This window comes from Paenisporosarcina cavernae (genome assembly GCF_003595195.1).
Taxonomy (GTDB): domain Bacteria; phylum Bacillota; class Bacilli; order Bacillales_A; family Planococcaceae; genus Paenisporosarcina; species Paenisporosarcina cavernae.
This window is the reverse complement of the sequence record NZ_CP032418.1, coordinates 992,597-1,017,983: the sequence shown is the minus strand read 5'-3', so window position 1 is coordinate 1,017,983 and position 25,387 is coordinate 992,597. Positions and strand designations below refer to the sequence as shown.

At 39.0% G+C, this 25,387-nt stretch carries 26 protein-coding genes; all 26 read right to left on the bottom strand.

Annotation, left to right across the window (positions count from 1 at the left end; genetic code table 11):
- Positions 1-46: 46 nt before the first annotated feature.
- The 26 genes from rpsO to D3873_RS04965 all read right to left on the bottom strand — a co-directional run bounded on the left by rpsO (position 47) and on the right by D3873_RS04965 (position 25,374).
- Complete coding sequence (gene rpsO, locus D3873_RS05090; RefSeq protein WP_119883025.1) at positions 47-316, bottom strand: 30S ribosomal protein S15; 270 nt, start codon at positions 314-316, stop codon at positions 47-49.
- Positions 317-445: 129 nt separating this feature from the next.
- Positions 446-1,399 (bottom strand): bifunctional riboflavin kinase/FAD synthetase, encoded by a 954-nt coding sequence (locus D3873_RS05085; RefSeq protein ID WP_119883024.1) that lies wholly within the window; start codon positions 1,397-1,399, stop codon positions 446-448.
- Positions 1,396-2,325, bottom strand: coding sequence for a tRNA pseudouridine(55) synthase TruB (gene truB, locus D3873_RS05080; protein ID WP_119883023.1), 930 nt, complete (start codon positions 2,323-2,325; stop codon positions 1,396-1,398). The genes D3873_RS05085 and truB overlap by 4 nt, the downstream gene beginning before the upstream one ends.
- Positions 2,326-2,494: 169 nt before the next feature.
- Positions 2,495-2,857, bottom strand: a complete 363-nt coding sequence (gene rbfA, locus D3873_RS05075; RefSeq protein WP_119883022.1) for a 30S ribosome-binding factor RbfA — start codon at positions 2,855-2,857, stop codon at positions 2,495-2,497.
- Positions 2,858-2,885: 28 nt separating this feature from the next.
- Positions 2,886-5,369: a translation initiation factor IF-2 gene (gene infB, locus D3873_RS05070; RefSeq protein WP_119883021.1), complete on the bottom strand. Its 2,484-nt coding sequence runs from the start codon at positions 5,367-5,369 to the stop codon at positions 2,886-2,888.
- A 4-nt stretch (positions 5,370-5,373) separates the two neighbouring features.
- Positions 5,374-5,691: a YlxQ family RNA-binding protein gene (locus D3873_RS05065; protein WP_119884480.1), complete on the bottom strand. Its 318-nt coding sequence runs from the start codon at positions 5,689-5,691 to the stop codon at positions 5,374-5,376.
- Positions 5,691-5,969, bottom strand: a complete 279-nt coding sequence (rnpM, locus tag D3873_RS05060) for an RNase P modulator RnpM (protein WP_119883020.1) — start codon at positions 5,967-5,969, stop codon at positions 5,691-5,693. Before rnpM ends, D3873_RS05065 begins: the two co-directional genes overlap by 1 nt.
- Positions 5,970-5,981: 12 nt before the next feature.
- On the bottom strand, positions 5,982-7,136 hold the full coding sequence (gene nusA / locus D3873_RS05055; RefSeq protein ID WP_119883019.1) for a transcription termination factor NusA: 1,155 nt from the start codon (positions 7,134-7,136) through the stop codon (positions 5,982-5,984).
- A 21-nt stretch (positions 7,137-7,157) separates the two neighbouring features.
- Positions 7,158-7,634 carry a ribosome maturation factor RimP gene (gene rimP / locus D3873_RS05050; RefSeq protein ID WP_119883018.1) on the bottom strand — a complete coding sequence of 159 codons (477 nt, stop codon included), beginning with the start codon at positions 7,632-7,634 and terminating at the stop codon, positions 7,158-7,160.
- A gap of 132 nt (positions 7,635-7,766) precedes the next feature.
- The gene (locus D3873_RS05045; protein ID WP_119883017.1) at positions 7,767-12,089 is read right to left on the bottom strand and encodes a PolC-type DNA polymerase III; all 4,323 of its coding nucleotides are present in this window, start codon (positions 12,087-12,089) and stop codon (positions 7,767-7,769) included.
- Positions 12,090-13,793: a proline--tRNA ligase gene (locus tag D3873_RS05040; RefSeq protein ID WP_119883016.1), complete on the bottom strand. Its 1,704-nt coding sequence runs from the start codon at positions 13,791-13,793 to the stop codon at positions 12,090-12,092.
- Between the two features lie 52 nt (positions 13,794-13,845).
- Positions 13,846-15,105, bottom strand: coding sequence for an RIP metalloprotease RseP (rseP, locus tag D3873_RS05035; RefSeq protein ID WP_119883015.1), 1,260 nt, complete (start codon positions 15,103-15,105; stop codon positions 13,846-13,848).
- Positions 15,106-15,149: 44 nt separating this feature from the next.
- Positions 15,150-16,298 carry a 1-deoxy-D-xylulose-5-phosphate reductoisomerase gene (gene dxr, locus D3873_RS05030; protein WP_119883014.1) on the bottom strand — a complete coding sequence of 383 codons (1,149 nt, stop codon included), beginning with the start codon at positions 16,296-16,298 and terminating at the stop codon, positions 15,150-15,152.
- A 13-nt stretch (positions 16,299-16,311) separates the two neighbouring features.
- On the bottom strand, positions 16,312-17,106 hold the full coding sequence (locus tag D3873_RS05025; protein WP_119883013.1) for a phosphatidate cytidylyltransferase: 795 nt from the start codon (positions 17,104-17,106) through the stop codon (positions 16,312-16,314).
- Positions 17,103-17,897, bottom strand: coding sequence for an undecaprenyl pyrophosphate synthase (locus D3873_RS05020; protein ID WP_119883012.1), 795 nt, complete (start codon positions 17,895-17,897; stop codon positions 17,103-17,105). Before D3873_RS05020 ends, D3873_RS05025 begins: the two co-directional genes overlap by 4 nt.
- A 410-nt stretch (positions 17,898-18,307) precedes the next feature.
- Positions 18,308-18,865 (bottom strand): ribosome recycling factor, encoded by a 558-nt coding sequence (gene frr, locus D3873_RS05015; RefSeq protein WP_119883011.1) that lies wholly within the window; start codon positions 18,863-18,865, stop codon positions 18,308-18,310.
- Positions 18,865-19,590, bottom strand: a complete 726-nt coding sequence (gene pyrH, locus D3873_RS05010; protein WP_119883010.1) for a UMP kinase — start codon at positions 19,588-19,590, stop codon at positions 18,865-18,867. The genes frr and pyrH overlap by 1 nt, the downstream gene beginning before the upstream one ends.
- 81 nt (positions 19,591-19,671) lie before the next feature.
- Entirely contained in the window at positions 19,672-20,556 is an 885-nt protein-coding gene (gene tsf, locus D3873_RS05005; RefSeq protein WP_119883009.1) for a translation elongation factor Ts, read from the bottom strand.
- 153 nt (positions 20,557-20,709) lie between these two features.
- Positions 20,710-21,435 carry a 30S ribosomal protein S2 gene (gene rpsB / locus D3873_RS05000; RefSeq protein WP_119883008.1) on the bottom strand — a complete coding sequence of 242 codons (726 nt, stop codon included), beginning with the start codon at positions 21,433-21,435 and terminating at the stop codon, positions 20,710-20,712.
- 140 nt (positions 21,436-21,575) lie between these two features.
- On the bottom strand, positions 21,576-22,082 hold the full coding sequence (locus D3873_RS04995; protein ID WP_119883007.1) for a hypothetical protein: 507 nt from the start codon (positions 22,080-22,082) through the stop codon (positions 21,576-21,578).
- 6 nt (positions 22,083-22,088) lie between these two features.
- Positions 22,089-22,388: a hypothetical protein gene (locus tag D3873_RS04990; RefSeq protein WP_119883006.1), complete on the bottom strand. Its 300-nt coding sequence runs from the start codon at positions 22,386-22,388 to the stop codon at positions 22,089-22,091.
- A gap of 13 nt (positions 22,389-22,401) precedes the next feature.
- A complete protein-coding gene (locus D3873_RS04985; protein ID WP_119883005.1) occupies positions 22,402-23,175 on the bottom strand; it encodes a FliA/WhiG family RNA polymerase sigma factor in 774 nt (257 codons plus the stop codon).
- 289 nt (positions 23,176-23,464) lie between these two features.
- Positions 23,465-23,788, bottom strand: a complete 324-nt coding sequence (locus D3873_RS04980) for a hypothetical protein (protein WP_119883004.1) — start codon at positions 23,786-23,788, stop codon at positions 23,465-23,467.
- Positions 23,789-24,286: a chemotaxis protein CheD gene (locus tag D3873_RS04975; RefSeq protein WP_119883003.1), complete on the bottom strand. Its 498-nt coding sequence runs from the start codon at positions 24,284-24,286 to the stop codon at positions 23,789-23,791. It abuts the gene before it with no gap.
- A gap of 1 nt (position 24,287) precedes the next feature.
- Positions 24,288-24,914: a chemotaxis protein CheC gene (locus tag D3873_RS04970; RefSeq protein ID WP_119883002.1), complete on the bottom strand. Its 627-nt coding sequence runs from the start codon at positions 24,912-24,914 to the stop codon at positions 24,288-24,290.
- Between the two features lies 1 nt (position 24,915).
- Positions 24,916-25,374: a chemotaxis protein CheW gene (locus tag D3873_RS04965; protein WP_420799000.1), complete on the bottom strand. Its 459-nt coding sequence runs from the start codon at positions 25,372-25,374 to the stop codon at positions 24,916-24,918.
- Between the last annotated feature and the right edge of the window lie 13 nt (positions 25,375-25,387).

Here is a 25,387-nt window from a genome sequence, read left to right as displayed (position 1 = left end):
GAAACATAAAGAAAAAGCGGGATTCCTCCCGCTTTTCGAAACAATCTTATCGACGTAAGCCAAGTTTGTTGATCAATTCACGGTAACGTTGAACTTCGTTTTCACGAAGATATTTCAACAAGTTACGACGACGACCAACCATTTTGAAAAGACCGCGACGTGAGTGGTGATCTTTTTTGTGAGTACGTAAATGCTCATTCAAGTTGTTAATCTCTTCCGTTAGGATAGCTACTTGAATATCAGCAGAACCTGTATCACTTTCGTGTGTACGGTACTCAGCGATTAATTCGTTTTTACGTTCTTGTGTAATTGCCATCCGTTCCACCTCCAATACTTTCATAATATCCCCAATTCCCAAGCATACGGTGGTGAGTCGATATGCCAAGCAATGGTTGAGTGCTTAATGCACTTAGAAATCGTACCATATTCTCAAACAGAAAACAAGTTAGTGCAATGCCTTTTCTAAGATTAATTCCGCTTGTTGTTTGTCTTTTTCTATTTGCATTTTCAACTCATCAAGCCCATTAAATTTCTGTTCATCCCGAATACGGTCAAACCATGCAACTTCCACGTGCTCTCCATAGATTGTTTTATCAAAGTTAAATAAATGCACTTCAACTGTTAATTTTTTTCCTTCTGGATCTTGCACGGTTGGTTTATATCCGACATTACAGACCCCATTGACCCAACTGTCTTGAACAAGCATTTTCACTGCGTATACACCAACTTTTGGAATAAAAACGCCTTCACTTGGAGCAATATTTGCCGTTGGAAATCCAATCGTTCTTCCTCGTTTGTCCCCGTGCACAACAATCCCTGGGAATCGATACGGTCTGCCTAACATCCGTTTTGCAGCTAACATGTCTCCAGTAGTCAATTCTTCTCGTATTCTCGTTGAACTAATTTTTTCTTTCGGATCAGCAATTCGTTGAATCTCATGCACTGCATAACGGTCATTCGATTCTCTTCGGAGTGTGTCCATCGTGCCTTTTCCAAAAGCTCCAAATGAAAAATCAAATCCAGCTGTGACGGATAAGATACGGTTATTTACTAGTACTTGTTCGATAAAATCTTTCGCACTTAAAGAAGCAAAGTCAGAAGTAAAACGAATAATGATGACCACATCAATATCCATCTTTTTTAACAACTCCAATTTTTGTTCTAAAGGTGTTATGTAAAAGACCCGTTCATTCCGATGACCTAATACGATGGAGGGATGCGGATCAAATGTCATGACGGCAGACTGTATGCCTTTTTCTTTCGCAACTTTTTTAGCTTGCTCAATAACTTGTTGATGTCCTAAATGGATCCCGTCAAAAAAACCAATTGCCACAGACAAGGGTTGATCCATTTTTGTTAATGTCAAATGACCTGGGTAACTTAAATATTCTACAATCATTTCGTAGTCACTTCTTCCGATAAGTATACAAACATTTTCTCGGGTTTCATTTTACCTTCTTTTGTTGGATGTTTCACGTAAACTGCAAATGGTTGAAGGTTTTTCGTCCACACTAATTTTGGCTCATCTTCTAATATTGTGTGAGCTTCTAGCACTTGTCCATTTTGAATTGCCTTTTCCATACTCTCTGGGACTTCAACATGCGGGAAATCTTGTAAAGCATAATCGATAGGAAATAAATGTTCATCCAAAACTTGTTGATCCATCATATCCTGCACCTCTTGAAGTGTATAACAATCATCTTTCTTAAAAGAAGCTGACTTTGTTCGTTCTAAATGAGACATATGAGCAGGATAGCCAAGAAGTTCTCCAACTTGCGTAGCTAAAGTACGAATATACGTCCCTTTCGAACAAGCAATCCTAGCAGTAAAGGTAATCGATTTTCCACTCCAACTATTGAGAGAGTCCAGCAATTCGAATTCATGAATCGTTACAGTACGCTTAGGACGTTCTACCTCCAACCCTTTACGAGCATATTCGTATAGTTTTTTCCCATTTACTTTTACAGCAGAATACATGGGTGGAATTTGTTCAATTTCTCCTGTCAGGGCGTTTAAATGGCGTTGCAATTCTTCCCGTGTAATAGTAAACACTTCGTCGTTTTCTTCAAGCACTTCACCATCGGCATCCTCGGTTGTGGTAGAGGAACCAATAGTAATTTCTGCAATGTATTCTTTTCCTGAATCAGTCAAATATTCCGCCACTTTTGTACTTTCACCAATGCAAATCGGCAATACTCCTTCGACACTTGGGTCGAGCGTTCCTGTATGACCAATGCGTTTCATGTGAAGAATTTTTCTTAATTTAAAAACACAATCATGTGAGGTCATTCCTTTTTCTTTCCAAAGAGGTAAAATTCCATTCATTCTTAAAACCTCCACGTAATTTTTCAAATGGTCTCGTACCTATCACTCAACCTTATCCTATATCGTAACTAACACCGTTCTTGTTCACAGGATACCACTTTTTGATGCATTTTCAAAAATCCGATGAAGTAAAAAAAGCCTACAGGAAGCAAACTCCTGTAGGCTCACTTTATTCTTCTTGTTCGCTTGTTGTCTCGTCGTTGAGTGAACGCAATAGAGAGTCAATACGGTTACCGTAATCTGCTGATTCGTCAAACTCAAACATAAGTTCAGGAGTTTTACGTAATCGGATTCGTTGACCAATTTCTGTTCGCATAAAGCCTTTCGCTTTCGCTAAACCTTTAAGTGTTTCTTCTCTCTTTTTTTCATCACCTAGAACTGTGATGAACACAGTTGCCTGCTGGAGATCACCTGTGACTTCCACGTCTGTTACAGTGACGAAGCCAATCCTTGGGTCTTTTAATTTTCGAGAAATGATTTCGCTTAATTCTTTTTTCATTTGCTCGCCAATTCTTGTCGAACGAGTACTCATTTGTACATACACCTCAATTCACGCTATCTTAACGTTTGATCTCTTCCATAACGTACGCTTCAATTACGTCGCCTTCTTTAACGTCATTATAGCTTTTCACTGTAATACCACACTCATACCCTTTTGCCACTTCTTTTGCATCATCTTTGAAGCGTTTTAAAGATTCTAATTCCCCTTCAAATACGACAATGCCATCACGGATGACACGAATGCCGCTATCACGAGTAATTTTACCTTCTGTTACATAGCTTCCTGCAATTGTACCGATTTTTGAAACTTTGAACGTTTCGCGTACTTCTGCTTGCCCAATAATTTTTTCTTGGAACTCTGGATCAAGCATTCCTTTCATTGCAGACTCAATTTCTTCAATCACTTTGTAAATAACGCGGTGTAAACGAATATCTACGCCTTCTTCTTCCGCAGCGCGTTTCGCATTCAAGTCAGGACGAACATTGAATCCAATTACAATAGCATTTGAAGCAGCTGCTAATGAAATGTCCGATTCTGTAATAGCTCCTGCGCCTGTATGAATGATTCGTACATTTACGCCTTCTACATCTAATTTCATCAATGATGCAGCCATTGCTTCTACAGAACCTTGAACGTCTGCTTTCACGATAATATTTAAGTCTTTCATCTCGCCTTGTTTCATTTGATCAAACAAGTTATCTAGTGTTACGCGTGTTTTTTCAGAGCGTTGTTCTTGAATCGCTGTCGTAGCACGAGATTCACCGACTGCACGAGCTGTTTTTTCATCTTCAAATACAACGAAACGATCGCCAGCTTGTGGTACATCGTTCAACCCAGTAATTTCAACAGGGGTACTTGGGCCGGCTTCTTTTACGCGACGACCAATGTCATTTACCATTGCTCGAACACGTCCAAATGTATTCCCTACTACGATTGGATCCCCAACGTTCAACGTACCATCTTGTACAAGTAACGTTGCAACTGATCCTCGTCCTTTATCAAGTTGCGCTTCGATCACTGTACCAATTGCTTTACGTTTAGCGTCAGCTTTAAGTTCAGCCACTTCTGCAACTAATAACACCATATCAAGAAGGTTATCAATTCCATCACCTTTTAATGCTGAAATTGGAGCAAAAATAGTATCTCCGCCCCAAGCCTCAGGAACTAAACCATGTTCCGTTAGCTCTTGCATAACACGGTCAGGATTTGCCGCTTCTTTATCCATTTTATTCACAGCAACGATAATTGGAACTTCTGCTGCTTTCGCGTGGTTAATTGCTTCCACGGTTTGTGGCATAACACCATCATCCGCTGCAACAACTAAGATAGTTAAATCGGTTACTTTTGCTCCGCGAGCACGCATTGTAGTAAATGCAGCATGTCCAGGAGTATCCAAGAAGGTAATTTTCTTGCCATTTTCTACAACTTGATATGCCCCAATATGTTGCGTAATACCGCCTGCTTCGCCAGCAGTAACTTTTGTATTTCGAATGGAGTCAAGAAGTGTCGTTTTCCCGTGATCGACGTGTCCCATAATCGTAACAACCGGAGGACGTTCTTTTAATTCGCCTGCTGGTTGTTCTTCATCCGATTCAAAATATGTTTCTAAATCTGTTTTATCGATACGGATCTCTTCTTCCACTTCAACACCGTAATCTGTACAGATTAACTCAATCGCATCTTTATCTAATTCTTGGTTAATGGTAGCCATTACACCAAGCATAAATAACTTTTTGATAATTTCAGAAGGCTCTCTGCCTAATTTTTTTGCAAGTTCACCAACTGTCAATGATTCAAAGAACGTAATTTTTTCAGGTAGTTCTTTTTCTTTCATTGGAACAGGTGGTTGAACTGGTTGCTTGCTTTTTCCTTTTCCTTTTCCACGGCTGCCAGCTCTGTTTCCAGTACCTGGACTATTGTTGCCGTATCCACCTGGACGTCCACCAAAATTACGGTTCCCTTGCCCTGGACGGTTTCCTTGTGCCCCTTGAGCTGGACGGTTTCCTTGTCCGCCTTGTGCTGGACGGTTTCCTTGTGCCCCTTGAGCCGGACGGTTTCCTTGTCCGCCTTGTGCTGGACGGTTTCCTTGTCCGCCTTGAGCCGGACGGTTTCCTTGCCCACCTTGTGCTGGACGATTTCCTTGTCCGCCTTGAGCAGGACGGTTCCCTTGTCCGCCTTGTGCTGGACGATTTCCTTGTGCCCCTTGTGCTGGACGGTTCCCTTGTCCGCCTTGAGCGGGACGGTTCCCTTGCCCTGGACGGTTTCCTTGTGCTCCTTGAGATGGACGGTTTCCTTGTGCTCCTTGAGACGGACGGCTTCCTTGTCCGCCTTGAGATGGACGTGGATTTTGGGTATTTGAAGAAGCAGTTGAAGTTGGCTTCGCTGATTGCTTAAAAACCCCATCTAATTTTGATACGACAGTAGTTTCAATTGTCGACATATGATTGGAAACAGGTACGTCCCACTTCTTTAATTGATCAATAACTTCTTTACTCGGTTTGTTAATTTGTTTCGCATATTCATGTACCCTAAGTTTACTCATTAGGTCACCCCCGGTTAGATTCGTTGAGAAGGCCGGATAGTTTTTTTGCGAAACCGGCATCAGTAATGGCGAGTGCCACGCGGGCCTCTTTTCCTGTAGCATGTCCCAATGTGTAACGATCGGAAAATTCATGCAACTCAACGTTGTAAAACGAACATTTATCGGAAAATTTCTTCCGTGTATTTTCAGAAGCATCTTTTGCAAGAATAACAATTTTTGCTTTATTGCTTCGAATTTCTTTTAGAACAAGTTCTTCCCCTGTGATTAACATTCTTGCGCGTGTCGCTAACCCAAGAGTCTGGAGTATTGCTTGTTCCTTCATCATGAAAGTTTTTCTTTCGCAACAATTTTTTCTAATTCATCGTAGATTTCACTTGGAATTTTCGTTTCTAAATGGTTCTCTAATGAATTACGTTTTTTTGCCAATTTAATTGCTTCCTCAGACTTCGAGAGATATGCTCCGCGACCAGATTTCTTTCCTGTCAAGTCTACAGAGACTTCTCCTTCTTTCGAACGAACAATTCGAATCAATTCCTTTTTTGGAAACATGTCGTTTGTTGCGACACACTTTCTCATTGGGATTTTCTTCATTGTTGCCATTATTCATTCACCTCAGTTGGATTCATCTTCCGAATCTTGATATAAATCAAATTCCTCTTCTTCATATGACTCTTCATAATCGTCATACTCATCGAAAGAAGTAGAGGCAATTGCGGATGGATAAATTCCTAATTCACGTGCATCCGTTTCACTTTTAATATCAATTTTCCAGCCAGTAAGCTTAGCAGCTAAACGAGCATTTTGACCACGTTTTCCGATCGCAAGTGACAACTGATAATCCGGTACGACAACTGTTGTAGACTTTTCTTCTTCATTTACTTGTACATCAAGCACTTTCGAAGGGCTAAGCGCATTCGCTACAAACGTAACTGGATCTTCTGACCATTCCACGATGTCAATTTTTTCTCCATTTAATTCATTCACGATAGTTTGAACTCGCGAACCTTTTGAACCGACACACGATCCAACTGGATCGATATCTTCCTGGTGAGCGACAACAGAAATCTTTGAACGATCCCCTGCTTCACGAGCAATAGACTTGATCTCCACAATACCATCGTAAATTTCTGGAACTTCCATTTCAAATAGACGACGAAGTAATCCAGGATGTGTTCTTGAAACAAAAACCTGTGGCCCACGTGTGGTACGTTCTACTTTAGTGATGAACACTTTAATACGATCATGTGGGTGATACGTCTCTTGTTGAATTTGCTCGTTTTGTGGTAAAACTGCTTCCACTTTTCCAAGACCAACGTAAATATTTCGAGCATCTAAACGCTCGACAATTCCGTTCACGATATCTTCTTCACGATCAACAAACTCTTCGTAAATCAATCCGCGTTCCGCTTCACGTACACGCTGAGTAACAACTTGTTTAGCAGTCTGAGCAGCAATTCGACCGAAATTACGTGGTGTGACTTCTTGCTCTACTACATCGCCTAACTCATAAGCTGGATTTACTTCTTTCGCATCTTCTAATGAAATATGCAGACGCTCATCTAATACTTCTTCCATTACATCTTTACGGGAGAATACTCGCATGGAGCCATTATCTAAATTTAAGTCTACACGCACATTTTGTGCTTGGTTGAAATTGCGTTTGTACGCTGTCACTAATGCCGCTTCGATCGCTTCGATTAAGACATCTCGGGAAATTCCCTTCTGTTTTTCCAATGCTGTTAAAGCATCTAACAATTCACTACCCATTTTTTTCACTCCTATATCAAGTTATGCAGAGAAATCAATTGCTAAACGAGCAAATGCGATTTTGTCTTTCGGCAATGTTACCGTCAGTTTTCGCGTTTTGATTTTGACATTTAACACGATGTCCGTCTCATTATTCTCCATTAAATATCCTTCGAACTCTTTCATATCCTTAACAGGTTCATACATTTTCACGTAAATAAACTTTCCAACAGAACGAACGTAGTCTTCTTCTTTCTTCAATGGTCTTTCCGCACCAGGCGAAGATACCTCTAAAAAGTAGTTTTGTTCAATTGGATCTTTTTCATCAAGCATTTCACTTACTTTTTCACTTACTAACGCACATTGTTCAATGTCAATTCCACCTGATGGAGTGTCTACATAAATACGAAGAAACCAGTTACGTCCTTCTTTTACAAACTCCATGTCGACTAATTCTAACTGTAAATTTTCAATGATTGGTTTTACTAGCGTTTCTACTTCTTCTACAACTTTGCTCATACAAACCTCCCGTACGTACTTTTTTATTGGGAACAAAGAGAAAAGAGCGGGAAATCCCACTCTTTTGTCGCAAATCTATCCACAACTAGTTAATACCATCTTACCATGATTACGATTGGCGTGCAAATTACATTAAAAGAGGGACAATTGGTTCGCATCTGGCATTCCTTCTAAGCAACCTAATTGGTCCATATACTCGATTAATGTTTTTGACACTCTACCTCGCTGTCCGAGATCTTCTTTGGATAGGAATTCTCCTTCTTCTCGCGCTTTTACAATCGCTAATGCTACGTTTGTTCCTAATCCAGGAATCGCATTAAATGGAGGTATTAACCCATCTCCATCAATGACAAACTCTTTTGCTTTGGATTTATACAAATCGACTTTTTTCATGTGCATTCCTCTTTCGCTCATTTCCAAAGCGATTTCGAGAACGGTAGATAAACTCTTTTCCTTTGGTGAGGCATCTAATCCTTTTGCAAGAATCTCTTCTAATTTTGTCCGAATTGCTTTCGATCCCTTTGTCATGATCAACAAGTCAAAATCAGAAGCTCGAACTGTAAAATATGCCGCATAATATAAAATTGGAAAATGAACTTTAAAGTATGCAATACGAACAGCCATTAATACGTAAGCTGCAGCATGGGCTTTAGGGAACATGTACTTAATTTTTTTACAGGAATCGATATACCATTCTGGTACACCATTCGTTCGCATTTCTGCTTCAAATTCCGGTGTTAATCCTTTTCCTTTACGTACGGACTCCATTATTTTAAACGCTAATGATGGCTCTAAACCTTGATAAATTAAATACACCATTATATCGTCACGGCAACCGATCACATCTGATAATTGACAAGTTCCGTTTTGAATAAGCTCTTGTGCGTTACCAAGCCACACATCTGTCCCATGTGATAATCCGGAAATTTGAACAAGTTCAGAGAAAGTAGATGGTTTCGTTTCTTCTAACATTTGACGGACAAACCTAGTTCCAAATTCAGGAATTCCAAGTGTACCAGTCTTACATCCAATTTGTTCTTCCGAAACGCCAAGTGAGGTGGTGCCGCTAAAGATTTTCATCACTTCTGGATCGTCGGTTGGAATCGTTTTAGGATCTATTCCACTTAAATCTTGTAACATTCTAATCGCAGTAGGATCATCGTGACCAAGAATATCTAACTTCAATAGATTGTCATGAATTGAATGAAAGTCAAAATGAGTTGTTTTCCATTCAGAATCTTGCGCATCTGCAGGAAATTGAATAGGAGAAAAATCATAAATATCCATGTAATCTGGCACTACGATAATTCCACCTGGATGTTGACCAGTAGAACGTTTAACACCAGTACACCCTTGTACGAGTCGATCAATCTCAGCTCCACGATATGTGTAATTATGATCCGTTGCATACCCTCTCACAAATCCGTAAGCCGTTTTTTCTGCGACGGTTCCAATTGTTCCAGCACGATAGACATTGTCTTCTCCAAAAAGCACTTTTGTATAATTGTGCGCGACAGACTGGTATTCGCCACTAAAGTTTAAATCAATATCTGGAACTTTATCTCCTTTAAAACCTAAAAATGTTTCGAAGGGAATATCTTGTCCATCTTTCTTTAACGGAATTGCACAAGTAGGACATTCTTTATTTAGCAGATCATATCCCGAGTTCACTGAGCCATCATCAAAGAATTCGACATGTTTACATTTCGTACAGATATAATGAGGCGGCAATGGATTTACTTCGGTGATTTCCATCAGCGTTGCCACTAAAGAAGATCCTACCGATCCCCTTGAACCTACTAAGTAACCGTCATCTAATGATTTTTTTACTAATTTGTGTGAAATTAAGTAAATTACCGCGAAACCATGACCGATGATCGATGTTAGTTCTTTTTCAATACGTGCTTCCACGATTTCTGGCAACTGTTCTCCGTAAATGGAACGAGCCATAGAATAACTTAACTCACGCACTTCTTCGTCTGCGCCTTCTATTTTCGGAGTGTACAAATCGTCTTTTATTGGTTTGATTGAGTCGATTCGATCTGCAATTTTGTGTGTATTCGTAATCACAATCTCACGTGCCGTTTCCTCACCAAGAAAATCGAACGCTTCTAACATTTCATTTGTCGTGCGGAAATGAACCTTTGGTAACGAATGTCGATTTAAAGGATTTGCACCACCTTGTCCAGAGACTAGGATTTGTCTGAAAATCGCATCTGTTTCATTCACATAGTGAACATTACCAGTCGCAACGACAGGTAATGATAATTTTTTCCCTAGTTTAAGTAATTTTCGTATAATATCTTCTAAATTCCACTCATCCCTCACCAATTCCATCTCAATCAAGTGAGCATATACTTCTTTTGGATGCACTTCCAAATAATCATAGAACTTCGCAATTTCTTCCACTTCTTCAGGAGACTTTTGCATTAATCCTTCAAAAACTTCTCCCTTATCACAACCAGATCCAATGAGAAGTCCTTTACGATGTTTGCGTAAAACAGACTTTGGAATTCTTGGAACACGGAAAAATGTATTTAAATGCGAATACGATACGAGTTTAAATAAATTTTTCAACCCTTCTTCATCTGCAGCTAAAATGGTGCAATGTGAAGGTCTAGCACGTTTGTACGCTTCTTTGTTTCCTTCTTGATGATTCAAATCATCATGGTAATTAATTCCTTTTTCTTCTGCTTCTTTTAACAATTGTAAAAGTAAATACCCAGTCGCTTCACAGTCGTAAATGGCACGGTGATGCTGTGTAAGTTCAATATTGTATTTTTTTGCTAGTGTATTTAACCGATGATTTTTCATTTCCGGATGTAAAAAACGAGCAAGTTCCAATGTATCAATGACTGGATGCAGCACTTTTTCTAAGCCTACTTTTTTATATCCTTCATATAAGAATCCCATATCAAAAGAGGCATTGTGTGCAACTAGAATGCTATCTCCAATAAAATCATGGAATTTCTGAATGACCTCTTCAACTTCCGGTGCATCTTGTACCATCTCATCCGTTATTCCCGTTAAATTCGTTGTGGTATCTGAAAGAGGATGGTGAGGATTCGCAAAGCTTTCAAATTGGTCGATAATGTTGCCACCTTGAATTTTAACAGCTGCTAACTCGATAATAGTGTCATAAACTGCAGATAAGCCCGTCGTTTCTACATCAAAAACAACATATGTAGCATCTTTTAAGTCACGGTGTTCTTCTTCATAAGCAATAGGCACACCGTCATTGATTAAATACGCTTCTAAACCATAAATGATTTTAACGCCGTGTTTTTTTCCGGCCGCATAAGCATCTGGAAATGATTGCACACCTGCATGATCCGTAATGGCTATAGCTGAATGCCCCCATCTAGCCGCTTGTCCAACTAAAGCATCTACAGAAGACACCGCATCCATTGTACTCATAGGGGTATGCGTATGTAACTCAATCCGCTTTTCGTCGGGAGAAGTGTCTAATCGAGCATCGACGTTTATTTCCATCATATCTTGTGCCATCACGATTAAATCTCGGACGAATGTATCGTTTTGTACCGAACCTCGCACTCGAATCCAAGTGCCTTTTTTTAGTGACTTCATCATTTCTGCATCTTCTTTATCTCGAGAAAACATTTTCACTAAAATAGAGTCCGTATAATCCGTTATTTTTGCCGTTAATAAAGAACGTCCACTACGAAGCTCTTTTACTTCCACATCAAACACTAGACCTTCAATCGTAATTCGTCGTTCTTCATCTTGAATTGCTTTAATATCCATCATAGAATCGTCTGCTTTAATCGGAATACCTAATTGGAAAGGTCCAGATACATTTGATTCATTCGACTGTTTTGCCATATCTCGTTTTTGCAGATCTTCTAATGCTTTCTTCTCAAGAGCTTCTTCTTCTTTTCTTCTCTGCTCTACATACGCTTGTTGTTCTGCTTCTAGCTCAGCAGATGCTTCCACAAGCTGAACATCCACAATTTTTTCCGGCAAACCAAATAATGCATAACAAGCTTGAATCTTCTCCACATATTTCTGCTTAATAGTCCTTAGTTCTAGTTCCGTCCGACACGCCACAATCAGTTTTTGAGTCGTAATTGTTGGAGCTTGATTCATTAAGCATTCTTTAATTGGTGGAGAGATATCGGCCAGTTCGTGCATGACATATTTCCAATAATCTAGATACAGTGATTCATCTATCGTGTCTTCTTCACAACGAAAAACTACTTGGACATCCGCAATTCCTAAGAACTTTTCGCGAAGCCTAGTAGTAAACAATTCATACATATTCACTGGCAAAACAGAACGAAGAGAGATGGCAAATCGCCATTTTCTCTCTTTTTTATGCACAGTCATTCGTTCTAATGTTGCCGCTTCAAAAAACATCATATGTTCATCCGCTGTTAACTCAAGATGCTGTAAAAGAAGAAGCAAACGATTGTTTTTTTCAGCTAATTCAGACATTTAATTTCCTCCAAATTTTTGAAGTACATCTAATAATTCTTCTCGTTTACATTCCTTTGATTCCCCTGATGTTCGGAATTTCACTTCTACAATTCCTTCAGATGCTTTCTTCCCAATTGTTACTCGCACTGGGACACCAATTAAATCAGAATCAGTAAATTTCACTCCTGCGCGTTCGTTTCGGTCATCTAATAGAACGTCATATCGGTACGACGTTAGTAATTTATACAGATCAGTTGCGAGTGTAGCTTGTTCCTCGTCTTTCATTTGAATAGGAACAAGGTGAACATCATATGGAGCAATGTCTTTCGGCCAAGTAAACCCTTGATCATCTTGGAATTGTTCTGCCATTGCAGCTAGAATACGTGAAACGCCTATTCCATAACATCCCATGATATATGGCTGATTACGACCATTCTCATCTAAAAAGAGCCCCTTCATCGGTTCAGAGTAAGTCGTGCCTAGTTTAAAGACATGTCCAACTTCGATTCCTTTTGCAAATCGAATCGTTCCGTTCCCATCTGGAGAAGGATCCCCTTCTTGAATGAAACGTAAATCTTCGTATTGGTCAATTGCAAAGTCGCGTTCTGGATTTACATTAACTAAATGCATGTCGGATTCATTCGCACCACATACACCGTTCACTACTGAAGAGATCGCATGATCAGCAATTACTTTTATCGTCGAAGGTATTTTGACAGGGCCAATAAATCCTGGTTCACTTTGAAGAAGTTCTTGAATGAGTTCGTCGGATGCCATTTCAATTTGTTTTGCATTAAGTGCATTTTTTAACTTAATCTCGTTTAATTCATGGTCACCTCTAATTAATACGAGCATTAACTCATCGTCTACATTTATGACTAGCGTTTTTATGCAATCCTCTTGCTTCACGTTCAAATAGTTCGCGATTTGCTCAATCGATTTTTGTTGAGGTGTTTCTACTTTCTCTACAGTCAATAACTGCGCATCGGAACGAGGATAGTTCACGTTTACTTCTGCCATCTCAATATTAGCAGCATAGTCAGACTGATCCGAATAGGCAATCGTATCTTCTCCAATATCAGACAAGACCATGAATTCATGCGTATCTTTTCCACCAATAGCTCCTGAATCTGCGATTACTGCTCGGAAATTCAATCCTAGACGAGTAAAAATGTTGGTGTACGCTTGTTTCATTTGTTCGTACATTTCATCTAAACTCTCTTTCGTTGCATGGAAAGAGTATGCATCTTTCATGATGAATTCTCGTCCACGCAGTAAGCCGAAGCGAGGTCTTTTCTCATCACGGAACTTTGTTTGAATCTGATAAAGAGCGAGTGGTAATTTTTTATAGGATTTAATTTCATCTCGAACGAGAGAAGTAATGACTTCTTCATGGGTAGCGCCTAACGCGAAATCTCTAGAATGGCGATCTTTTAAACGCATTAATTCTGGTCCATACGAAAACCATCTACCTGTTTCTTGCCATAATTCTGCTTGTTGCATAGCAGGAAGGAAGACTTCGACTGCACTAACAGCATTCATTTCTTCCCGAATAACAGCTTCAATTTTTTGAAGAAGTTTCTTTCCTAATGGTAAATAGGAATAAATTCCACTTGTATTTTGGCGGATGTAGCCAGCACGCAATAATAATTGGTGAGACTTCACATCTGCATCTGCAGGTACTTCGCGTAATGTTGGTATAAATGTTTGACTTTGTTTCATTGATAAAAAACCTCAAATCTATAATTTTCGATACACGTTCACACAACTTTGTTTAAAAGAAAAACCGTTGAATATCATTCCATGTCACAACAATCATCAGTACCATCAAAAGCATGATTCCCACTAAATGAACCATTCCTTCTTTTTGACGATCAATCGGTTTTCCTCTGAGTCCTTCAAATAAGAAAAACAGAAGTCTTCCTCCATCGAGTGCTGGAAGTGGAAGTAAATTCATAATTCCTAAGTTAATGCTCAAGATAGCCGCCCAGTTCATTAAACTGAACACACCAAATTTAGCAACTTCATCCGTTGCTTGATAAATACCTACTGGTCCGGATAAGGCATCAATAGAAAATTGTCCCGTAATTAATTTTCCTAACAATTGGAAAATTTGAATCGTCCAATCCACTGTTTGAGTAGCTCCATTCTGAACCGCCTTCAATGGATTTTTTTCTAATGGACTTTGATAATACACACCAATTTGCCCAACAGTTTCTTCCCCATTTTTGATTGAATCCGCAACAATGGACATTTCTTTTTCTTGACCGTCTCGTGAAACAGTAAAATCAAGTTGCTGATTAGGATTTTCCTGAATAATTCTCGCCATGTCGTCCCAGGTTGCGATTGATTCACCGTTAATCTTTGTCACCACATCACCTTTCAACAAACCACTTTGAGCAGCTGGTCCGTTTTCTTGCGTGTCAAAAATAACGGGTTCCATTGTAGGTACACCTTGGATTAACCCAATCGCTAGAAAGATGAAAAAAGCTAGAATGAAGTTAAACAATGGCCCAGCAAAAATCGCCATTGCTCGTTGTGATAATTTCTTCGAATTAAACTGTCGGTCATAGGGTGCTAACACTGTCTCCGTTCCATTTTCAACTACAACAGCAGATCTAGCTACCGAGTACCGTACAAATTTCTCTTCTTCGTCATATCCTTCTACAAAAAGATCTTTTTCTAAATCCGCTTTCTCCACTTCGACAAATAGCTGTTGAGGCGAAGGGTTTTTTTGATTCAGAATAATTTTGGAGATTTCTTCCTTTTTATTTAACTCAATCGCTATTCGGTAGCCTGGTTTTAAGTCGATTTTATCTAAATCTTCGCCAGCCATTCGAACGTAGCCGCCAATGGGCAGTAAACGAAGGGTGTAGATTGTCTCGCCTTTTGTGTAACCAATAATTTTCGGACCGAATCCAATTGCAAATTCTCGAACTAATATCCCTGCTCTTTTCGCAAAGATAAAGTGCCCTAGTTCATGAAAAAAAACGAGGGAACCAAATATTAAGATAAACGCTATCGTTGTTTCCATGTTGTCCCACCTTCAATTCGCAGAATAGCCTTTCTATCTGCGATTTAGTTTATCACGTTTTCAATCGATTTTCTTGTGACAGCGTCTATCTCAAGAATGGTGTCTAAATCAGGTGCAGCAATGGTACCATGTGACATCATCGCTCTTTCAATTACTTCATCAATCTCTAAAAACGAAATTTTTTCTTGGAGAAACAATTTTACTGCAGATTCATTCGCCGCATTCATCACAGTCGTCATGGATCCACCTACTCTACCTGCATCATATGCAAGTCGTAAAGCTTTAAATCGCTCTAAATTCATTTCTTCAAAATGAAGTTTACCTATTTCAACTAAATTTAATCGTTTCGCTTCTTTCCTTGGAAGACGATCTGGATATGTTAAAGCGTATTGAATAGGTACACGCATGTCCGGCGTTCCTAATTGCGCCATCACGCTTGTATCTTGAAATTCTACTAAAGAATGAATAATACTTTCACGATGCAAGACAACATCTATTTGATCATATGGAATACCAAATAGTACATGTGCTTCAATTACTTCTAATCCTTTGTTCATCATCGTTGCGGAGTCAATCGTAATTTTAGCTCCCATCGACCAATTCGGATGATTTAACGCATCTTGTAATGACACATTTGATAAATCTTCTCTCGACTTGTCTCGGAAACTCCCTCCAGAGGCAGTTAAAATTAGACGATCAACTTGTTCTAATTTTTCTCCATTTAAGGCTTGGAATAGCGCAGAGTGTTCACTATCAACAGGCAAGATTGTTACTTGATGCTTTTTTGCAGCTTCCATTACGAGATGGCCAGCAGTTACCAATGTTTCTTTGTTAGCTAGAGCAATATGTTTTCCTGATTCAATTGCTTTTAGCGTCGCAGGAAGTCCCACGCTTCCTAATACTGCATTTACAAGAGTATCAGTTGTCGAATAAGTAGCCACGTCGATCAGACCTTGACTGCCATATGAGAAGTCCACTTTGGGAAACTCTCGTTGTAACGTTAATGCATCCTGCTCCAATTTCACTGAAACTAGTTTAGGGGAAAATTCTTGTATAACATTTCGTAATTCTTTTATATTTTCACCAGCGGATACTGCTTCTAATTGCAAACGTTCTGAATGTTCGCGAATGACATCGAGCGTTTGAATGCCAATCGAACCAGTTGATCCAAGTAAGCTCAATTTCTTTTTCATAGTGAAAAACTCCCTATCCGACAAAGTGTAATAAATGTATAACCGGTAGCACAAAAATCAAGCTATCGAATCGATCGAGTAACCCTCCGTGACCAGGTAAAATTGTCCCAGAATCTTTGACATGATAATGGCGTTTAATCGCTGATTCAACTAGGTCCCCAATTTGTCCCACGATCGAAGCAATGATCGTTACGACGAATAAATACGTCCAAGAACTAGTAAGCGGATACAGGAGTTGAAAAATCAGTACAAAAATGATCGCCGTTACAATTCCCCCTACAAAACCTTCAATTGTTTTATTTGGAGAAATATCTGGCCAGAGCTTGTGCTTCCCAAATCGTCTTCCCGTAAAATACGCTCCAGTATCAGTCATCCATATTACTAGTAGTGCAAATAAAACAAATTCTAAACCGGCATGTCGAGTTTCGATGAAATAATAAAACCCAATTCCAATATATAAACTACTCAAAATGGCAAACGCTGCATCATCAAATGTGAAGCGATTTTTCACTAAGACTGTATATGCTAGCATGATTAAAATCGAAAAAATAGCCAAATCAATCTTACTATAATCAAATCGTTGAAAAAGCTGTTTTGCCCATTCATTTGGCATTAAAAACACATATAGCGCAAACAATGAGATGATTCCATGTCCAGAAAACAGGGAAAGCTTTTTCATTCGAAGCATTTCATACAAACAAATCGTGGCAATAGCATAAATAAGAAGAGAAAAAGTCAATCCGCCAAAAAATACGACTGGTATAAACAATCCAGCTGCGATTACTCCTGTAATGATACGTTGCTTCAAACTGTTTCTTCTCCCTTCAAACCACCATACCGACGATTTCTTTTTTGATAACCTTCAATAGCATCAAGCAAACAACTTTCATCAAAATCTGGCCATAATGTATCCGTAAACCAAAATTCTGTATAGGCTAATTGCCAAAGCATGAAGTTGCTGAGGCGAACTTCTCCGCTGGTACGAATAAGCAAATCTGGCTCTACCAACTGGCACGTCATTAAATGTGATGTAATCGATTCTTCTGTTATATCTTCAGGTAGCAACGTTCCAGCTTTAACTTGCTTTGCAAGATTCTTAACAGCATGGACGATTTCCGCTCTACTGCCATAGTTTAGTGCAAAGTTTAAAATAAGACCTGTATTGTCTTTTGTCGACTCTACTGCTTTTTGTACCGCTTGAATAGTATGTGAAGGTACTTGATCCAAATGCCCCATCATTTTCACTTGGACATTTTGTTCCATTAATTCGGGTAAGTACGTACTTAAAAATTCTTCCGGCAAACGCATCAAAAATTCAACTTCTGTTTTTGGACGTTTCCAGTTTTCTGTTGAAAAAGCATATACAGTTAAACATTGAATTCCCAATTCATTTGCTAGTCTAGTAATTTTTCGTACAGTCTTCATTCCCTCATGATGACCTGCAACTCGAGGTAATGCTCTTTTTTTTGCCCACCGGCCATTTCCATCCATAATAATCGCTAAATGACCTGGTATTAGCTCTTTTTTTGCATGCAAAATACGCTCTTCTATAGATAGCGTTTGTTGTTCTTTTTGTCGCCATTTCCATTTAGTAAACATTAAAAATCCTCCGAACATGATTCATCTTGCATACGTGTCTTTCCTATCATATCAAAAGTAGACACGTTTTACTTCCAGTTGATACGAAATTCTATAAGGAATTTAATAAGACGTACAGTAGTCTTTAAAAGTTCTCGATAGAGGAGGAAACATGTTTTAGTTATTTTTCAGATAATAGATTGCATAGCATGAAACGTCCTTCAAATATAAAGCTAACCATCTAATGAAGAAAAGAAGTAGAAAATGGGTAGTGGGAGAGTTTTAGTGAAAATAGAATATGTATGATATAAGGTAGGTAGAATAGTGTGCAATTACCTTCTATGTCAGTCCAATAAAGGAGAAGAACACATGCAGAAATGAAAAAGCTGCACATGAATCCCCAAAGGAGATTATCTGCAGCAAATGCTATCTTACACTTCTAATATTTCTTTTTCTTTTTCTTTTGCAACCGCATCAATTTTCACAATATAATCATCGGTTAGTTTTTGAACGTCTTCTGAATATCCACGTAAATCATCTTCCGTAATGTCACCATTTTTTTCTGCTTTTTTTAAATCATCATTGGCATCACGTCGAATGTTACGGATTGCTACTTTTGCTTCTTCCGCTTCTTTTTTCACGACTTTTACTAAATCTTTGCGGCGTTCTTCTGTTAAAGCAGGAATCGCAATTCGAATCATCGATCCATCATTTGTTGGAGTGATTCCTAGGTCCGATTTGAGTATGGCTTTTTCAATTTCGCCTAAAACCGTTTTGTCATATGGCTGGATGGTTAAAAGACGAGCTTCTGGAGTGGAAACGCCAGCTAATTGATTAATCGGGGTAGGAGCACCGTAGTAGTCAACGGAAATTTTATCTAAAAGAGAAGCACTTGCTCTACCAGCACGAATAGTTGAAAGTTCGCGACTTAAGGCACTAATAGCTTTTGTCATTCTTTCATTTGTCTGTTCGATCACTTGTTTCGTCATTAAATAGTCCTCCTAACAACTGTACCAATAGCTTCACCACTAACGGCACGTTTAATATTACCTTCTTCCATAATCGAGAATACGATAAGTGGAATGTCGTTGTCCATACATAAAGTAGAAGCAGTTGAATCCATTACTTGCAACCCTTGAGAAATAACATCTAAGTAGGATAAAGTATCGTATTTTACTGCCGATGCGTTCGTTTTCGGATCATCCGAATAAACCCCGTCTACATTATTTTTTCCCATTAAAATTACATCTGCTTCAATTTCGGCAGCTCGAAGTGCGGCGGTAGTATCCGTAGAGAAATATGGATTTCCAGTTCCTGCAGCAAAGATTACTACACGTTTCTTTTCAAGATGTCGAATCGCTTTTCGACGAATATAAGGCTCTGCCACTTGTCTCATCTCAATAGATGTTTGAACACGTGTTTGAATTCCACATTTTTCAAGCGAATCCTGCAGTGCAAGAGAATTCATGACAGTTGCAAGCATTCCCATATAATCAGCAGTTGCTCGGTCCATGCCCATCTCACTACCTACTTTGCCTCTCCAGATATTTCCGCCACCTACAACTACAGCAACTTCCACTCCAAGTTCGACAACTTCTTTCACTTGTTCTGCAACAGATTTAATAATTTGAGGAGATAAACCAAATCCTTGCTCACCTGCAAGTGCTTCCCCGCTTAGTTTTAACACTACTCGTTTATATGTTGGTTGGCTCATAAAACCCCTCCATTAATTTTTCTCGAAAAATAGGGAACACAAACGCGTGCTCCCTAAGATAAAACATATGGAATTCAGTTATTAGTTTCCTTTAACTTGACTCATTACTTCATCAGCGAAGTTATCTTGACGTTTTTCGATTCCTTCACCAACAGCATAACGGATCACGTCCGTTACTTTACCGCCAGTAGAATTTACGAAATCACGTACTTTTTGATCTGAATTTTTAACGAATGATTGGTCAAGTAAACAAATGTCTTCGAAATATTTTCCAAGACGACCTTCCACCATTTTCGCAACGATGTTTTCAGGTTTGCCTTCGTTTAACGCTTGTTCTGTTAATACTTTGCGCTCACGTTCAACTTCATCTTCAGATACTTCATCACGCGAGATATATTGAGGATTTAACGCTGCAGCGTGCATTGCAACATCTTTCGCAGCTTGCTCGTCAGTTGAACCTTCAAGAACAACTAATACTCCAATACGTCCACCCATGTGTAAGTAAGGACCAAATGCATCTGCATCTGTTTTCGTACGAACTTCGAAACGACGAAGCGTGATTTTCTCTCCGATTTTTGCAATCGCATTAGAGATATAATCTGCTACTGTAGAACCGTTTGACATCGTTGATGCAATTGCTTCATCTACAGATGCAGGTTTTGTAGCTAATAAGTGTTCTGCTAATTCTTTCACTAATGCTTGGAAATTTTCGTTTTTAGCAACGAAATCCGTTTCCGCATTTACTTCAAGAATTACTGCTTCATTACCTTCAACTAAAATATAAGTAGTACCTTCAGCAGCAATACGATCTGCTTTCTTTGCAGCACTAGACAGACCTTTTTCACGTAGGAAATCGATCGCCGCTTCTAAATTACCGTCAGTTTGTACTAATGCTTTTTTACAATCCATCATTCCTGCGCCAGTTTTTTCACGCAATTCTTTTACCATTTGAGCTGTTACTGCCATGATAAATTCCTCCAGTCAACTATTTATAATACGAAAGTTTAAGTGCATATCTATTATGCGTTAGATTCGTTTGAAAGGAAAATAATTCCCATCAGTTCTCAAAAAAAGGTGATAAGTGGATTGGCCGCTTATCACCTTTTACATACATGTGAATTACTCTGCAGCTACTACTTCTTCTTCAGCTGGAGCTTGTTCGTCACCTTGTTTAGATTCGATTAATGCGTCTGCCATTTTAGCAGTCAACAATTTAACAGCGCGAATAGCGTCGTCATTTGCTGGGATAACATAATCGATTTCATCTGGATCACAGTTTGTATCAACGATACCCACTAGTGGAATGTTTAATTTAATTGCTTCAGCTACAGCGATACGCTCTTTACGAGGGTCAACAACGAACATTACGTCCGGAACACCTTTCATATCGCGAATTCCGCCAAGGAATTTCACTAAACGTTCGTGTTCTTTTTTCAATTGAACAACTTCTTTTTTCGGTAAAACATTGAATGTGCCGTCTTCTTCCATTTTTTCAATAGCTTTTAAACGGTTAACACGTTTTTGAATAGTACCGAAGTTCGTTAACGTACCACCTAACCAACGTTGGTTAACATAGTACATACCTGAACGTTCTGCTTCTTCTTTAATTGCTTCTTGCGCTTGTTTTTTTGTTCCAACGAAAAGTACTTTTCCGCCTTCTTCTCCAACTTGACGCATGAAGTTGTATGCCTCTTCTAATTTTTTCACCGTTTTTTGTAAATCGATGATGTAGATCCCGTTACGCTCAACGAAGATATATTTCTTCATTTTTGGGTTCCAACGGCGAGTTTGGTGTCCGAAATGTACACCAGCTTCAAGTAATTGTTTCATAGAAATTACTGACATGTGTGTTTCCTCCTGTTTTTGGTTTTTTTCCCTCCGCATTTATCCTTTGAAATTAAGACCTATAAGAAGGACCACTTAGTTTCATCAAAATGCGTGTGTATTAACACCATTTGCAAATATACCATATCTAGAGAACAGAATCAAGTCGACCGATTAAATTTTAATAGCAGTTCTATCTCTGTTTTCCCTTTACCCAATTGTTTGGCAATTGTTTCTGCTGTCTTTCCTTCATTCGCCAGACGATGGACTGTTTGTTCTTCCGACTCGAGTTCTGGCGAGACAGGATTAGAAGTGAGTAGTGCTTGTTTGTAAGCCCCTGCCGCTTTTGCTTTAGGAGTCGTGATTTGAACTTTAGGGATTTCTTCTGATGGTATAGGTTGCCTTTCTTTCTTTTGAATCGAAAGCTCATCTTTTTCCTTAGAAGCGTCCTCCTTGATTTGAGCAGCTTTCCATTCGCGAATTAAACGATCATTTTCTTCTTGAATATCTTGCAGATATAAGGAAATAGAATCTTCCATCTCCTGCAATAATTTTTGTTGGTTACGTTCAATTTCCTGTAATTTTGTATTTTTCATGTACAGCATGACAATAAAATAAAATGCCACGATTTGTAGAATAAATAATAATCCTATGCTAATACCTGTCATGTAATCCTACCCACTAAAATCAAAGAAGTTGCCTTTATATGGATGTTCCATTTTAGCATTTTCTTCGTTTGATTCTTTTTTATTTTGATCAGAAAACTGCTGATTGCTATTTTCCGAAAATTGTCCCGTTTTTTCCGATTCCTTCGAATCTACTACACTAGCACGATTTTTTTCTAACTGTCTTGAAGAAGCATTTGCAGCAGATGCTTGGTTAGAGAGCATCGATTGATTCGATTGATCTGCCATTTTTCCAGCATCAAATGTTTTCGGAATGGCAATTTGGAGTTCAACACCTTTTAAACTCATGATGGCACCTCGATTAAGAATTAATCATTTCACTAGTTAGCGACTTTCTTAATTTAAATAAGGCTTTGGAATGAATTTGAGAAATGCGAGAAGTAGAAAGCTGAAGCATTTCCCCAATTTCCGTTAGCGTTAACTCTTCTGTGTAGAATAAACTTAGAACCAGTTGTTCTTTTTCATTTAACTGACCCACTTGTTCGACAAGATCTCCTAATAGTTCTACTTTCACCAATTCTTGTTCCGGTGTTTTCGTCGAATCATCGCGAATGACAAAGCTCTTGCCCTCCGCCTCATCTTGATCTTGGAGTTGTTCATCAATTGATAGCACATTAGAGAAAAAGTGTTCTTGGACAGTTCGGTACACTTCATCCACGGTATTCCCTGTAAAATCTGCTACTTCTTCCGGTGTCGCATGTCGCATTAGTTTCTGCTCTAACTTTTCAATATCTGCTTCTAATTTCTTCGATTTCTCCCGAGTAGAACGTGGCAACCAATCTTCTTTTCTCAAACCGTCAATGATTGCTCCTCGAACTCGAAAGGAAGCATACGTATCAAATTTCAAATCTCGAGATGGTTCGAATTTATTTAGCGCATCAAATAAACCCATCATTCCTAAACTTTTCAAATCATCACGGGAAACATTTTTCGGAATACCCGCTCCAATCCGCTGAACGTGGTATTGGACAAGGGGCGTGTATTTACGTATTAAAATATCGCCAGCATCCGGATCACGTTTTTCAATCCATAGCTGCCAATAGGTCTGTTCATCAGTTGCGGATGTACGTGACATGGAATCCCTCCCAAATACGACTGTAATACTACTATTATAACAAATATATACTTAGCACAACAAAGTTTGCTAAAGTAATTTACTAATTTTCCGCTATTTTTTCATTCTTATCCACAAGAAGTAAATCCGTTTCTGAATGAATGTGGAGATTTTCCTGTCGAATGACTAAACAAATTAAAACGGGATTGCTTTTTATGATTCAGGAATACATTTTATTGGTGAAAAGTTAGAGTATTCAGCGATTCTTTATTTCACAAAAAAAATCCCATTGCCATTTAAGACAATGAGATTATTGCGCTTCTTGATGATTTTCATCTAACATCGTTTTCACGACTTGTGCGACTTGCTCACTCGTTGCGTCCTCTGCGTTAGGCTGAATGAGTTCTTTTAATAATTGTTCTCCTTCTACTTCTTCTAAAGCTTCTGGAGTTTTTGGTTCCATTACATAATGAATAACAAACCGAACGACAAAAGCGAGAAGGAAGAAAATAAATGCCCACGTAAATGAAGCTACTAGCGTTTTGACGGGTGATGTAAATGGAAAGGACGATAAAAAGTAAAGTGTAAATCCAAGTAATGCAGCCCAAAAATTAGTAAGTAGTGTACCTGACATTTAAATACTCCTTTCTCCTTTATTCACTGTTCGAATTGCAAGCATTTTTGTGGAGGGATCAAATTCAATTGTTCTCCCGCTATTTCCACCGGTATCTTCCGCAATAATAGGAATATTATATTCGCTAAGAACACGCTTTACCGCTTCGACATTTCGTGGACCTATTCGCATGTTGTCCGATGCTGTTGTTAATTGAAACATTTGCGACCCACCTGCAATTTTAGCTTTGAGACGAAAAGGGGCAATCCCTTCTACTTTCAATGTTTCTATCATGGCTGGGATAGAGGTGTCCGCAAATTTTGCAATAGTTAAGGAATCCGATCGTGCAAGGGATGAGTCAGGCAACATGACATGAATCATTCCTGCAGTTTGTTTCGTTTCTTCGTAAAGAACAACACCAACACATGAACCAAGTCCGGAAGTTCGAATTGTCGAAGGTGCGGTGACAATATTCATATCCGCAATACCAACCTTCACCACTTGTTCAACTACTATCATGTTATTCCACACCTAACGACGAGAAAATGACTTGAAAAGAATCTGGATCAGGAAGGAGGAAGAAATGTCCTTTTACTTCTTCTTCTAAATCCTCTTCAAAGATGGATGTATCTATGACAATCGCATAATCACTAACTGCTGACAGTTCTACTAATCCAAAACTAATGATTGCTCCAACCATATCCACAGTTAATGCCGGTGGTGTTGGATAGAGATTTAGTTTTGTAAAGTCCGACAATGCCGATAAATAGGAGCCGGATAAAATATTTCCAAGTTCTTGCATGGCGGATAATCCCAATTCAGATAATGGTGGTTTCTCAAAATCGAAAGAGTCGTCATGAATAAGACGTTGAATGAAGCGATTTGCTTGAGGAATCGGCAAAACGAAAAACATTCCGCCGGAAGCATCTCCTTCAATTCGTAAATAAATTCCAACAACTATTTCGTCTGGTCCTCCCGCTAACTCCATCATGTCGTCAAAGGAAACCATTTCTACTTTTGGTACAACCATATCGATTTTCTTCCCTAAAAGAGAAGAAAGGGAAGTAGCAGCATGTGCCGCTCCTATGTTCCCCACTTCTTTTAACACATCTAAATGAAAGGACGTTATTTTCAGTTGAAAACCCATATTAGACGTCCTGCTTCACTGGATGCAACACTTGTTCTAGGTTGAGAAGGACTAATAAGCGGCGGTCGATTTTTGCTACACCTTCAATAAAGGTATTTTCAATAGAACCAACCACGTCCGGTTGAGGCTCAATCATGTCTGGCGATATGTCTAACACATCATTCGCAGCATCTACAATTAGACCTACTTCTAGTTCTCCAACCTTCGCCATGATCATGCGTGAATGATCGTCTGCAACTTTCGTTTCAATCCCAAAACGTTCCCGTAAATCAATGATGGGAGTGACAACTCCTCGAAGATTTAGAACTCCTTTCACGTAAGAAGGAGTTTTTGGAACGCGCGTAATGTGCATAATTTTTTCTATGGACTGCACTTGATGAACTGGTATGACATATTCTTTCCCTGCTAGTTGGAATACAATGACTTTCATATCTTCTTTCGTCGCAACTTCTGTCAATATTCTCACCTACTTT

Coding starts and splice junctions, on each gene's coding strand:
- infB (WP_119883021.1), bottom strand. CDS start 5,369: ATGAGTAAACTTAGGGTACATGAATATGCGAAACAAATTAACAAACCG.
- rseP (WP_119883015.1), bottom strand. CDS start 15,105: ATGGAAACAACGATAGCGTTTATCTTAATATTTGGTTCCCTCGTTTTT.
- frr (WP_119883011.1), bottom strand. CDS start 18,865: ATGACGAAACAAGTGATCGAACAGACAAATGAAAGAATGACAAAAGCT.
- rnpM (WP_119883020.1), bottom strand. CDS start 5,969: ATGGCAACAATGAAGAAAATCCCAATGAGAAAGTGTGTCGCAACAAAC.
- D3873_RS05085 (WP_119883024.1), bottom strand. CDS start 1,399: ATGATTGTAGAATATTTAAGTTACCCAGGTCATTTGACATTAACAAAA.
- tsf (WP_119883009.1), bottom strand. CDS start 20,556: ATGGCAGTAACAGCTCAAATGGTAAAAGAATTGCGTGAAAAAACTGGC.
- truB (WP_119883023.1), bottom strand. CDS start 2,325: ATGAATGGAATTTTACCTCTTTGGAAAGAAAAAGGAATGACCTCACAT.
- D3873_RS04995 (WP_119883007.1), bottom strand. CDS start 22,082: ATGACAGGTATTAGCATAGGATTATTATTTATTCTACAAATCGTGGCA.
- rimP (WP_119883018.1), bottom strand. CDS start 7,634: ATGAGCAAAGTTGTAGAAGAAGTAGAAACGCTAGTAAAACCAATCATT.
- rbfA (WP_119883022.1), bottom strand. CDS start 2,857: ATGAGTACTCGTTCGACAAGAATTGGCGAGCAAATGAAAAAAGAATTA.
- rpsO (WP_119883025.1), bottom strand. CDS start 316: ATGGCAATTACACAAGAACGTAAAAACGAATTAATCGCTGAGTACCGT.
- D3873_RS05045 (WP_119883017.1), bottom strand. CDS start 12,089: ATGTCTGAATTAGCTGAAAAAAACAATCGTTTGCTTCTTCTTTTACAG.
- D3873_RS04975 (WP_119883003.1), bottom strand. CDS start 24,286: ATGATAGTAGTTGAACAAGTGGTGAAGGTTGGTATTGCGGATATGAAT.
- D3873_RS04970 (WP_119883002.1), bottom strand. CDS start 24,914: ATGGGTTTTCAACTGAAAATAACGTCCTTTCATTTAGATGTGTTAAAA.
- nusA (WP_119883019.1), bottom strand. CDS start 7,136: ATGGGTAGTGAATTGTTAGATGCTTTAACAGCATTGGAAAAACAGAAG.
- D3873_RS05020 (WP_119883012.1), bottom strand. CDS start 17,897: ATGTTTACTAAATGGAAATGGCGACAAAAAGAACAACAAACGCTATCT.
- D3873_RS04985 (WP_119883005.1), bottom strand. CDS start 23,175: ATGTCACGTACATCCGCAACTGATGAACAGACCTATTGGCAGCTATGG.
- D3873_RS04990 (WP_119883006.1), bottom strand. CDS start 22,388: ATGAGTTTAAAAGGTGTTGAACTCCAAATTGCCATTCCGAAAACATTT.
- D3873_RS05040 (WP_119883016.1), bottom strand. CDS start 13,793: ATGAAACAAAGTCAAACATTTATACCAACATTACGCGAAGTACCTGCA.
- D3873_RS04980 (WP_119883004.1), bottom strand. CDS start 23,788: ATGTCAGGTACACTACTTACTAATTTTTGGGCTGCATTACTTGGATTT.
- pyrH (WP_119883010.1), bottom strand. CDS start 19,590: ATGAGCCAACCAACATATAAACGAGTAGTGTTAAAACTAAGCGGGGAA.
- rpsB (WP_119883008.1), bottom strand. CDS start 21,435: ATGTCAGTAATTTCTATGAAACAATTACTTGAAGCTGGTGTACATTTC.
- D3873_RS05065 (WP_119884480.1), bottom strand. CDS start 5,691: ATGAAGGAACAAGCAATACTCCAGACTCTTGGGTTAGCGACACGCGCA.
- dxr (WP_119883014.1), bottom strand. CDS start 16,298: ATGAAAAAGAAATTGAGCTTACTTGGATCAACTGGTTCGATTGGCATT.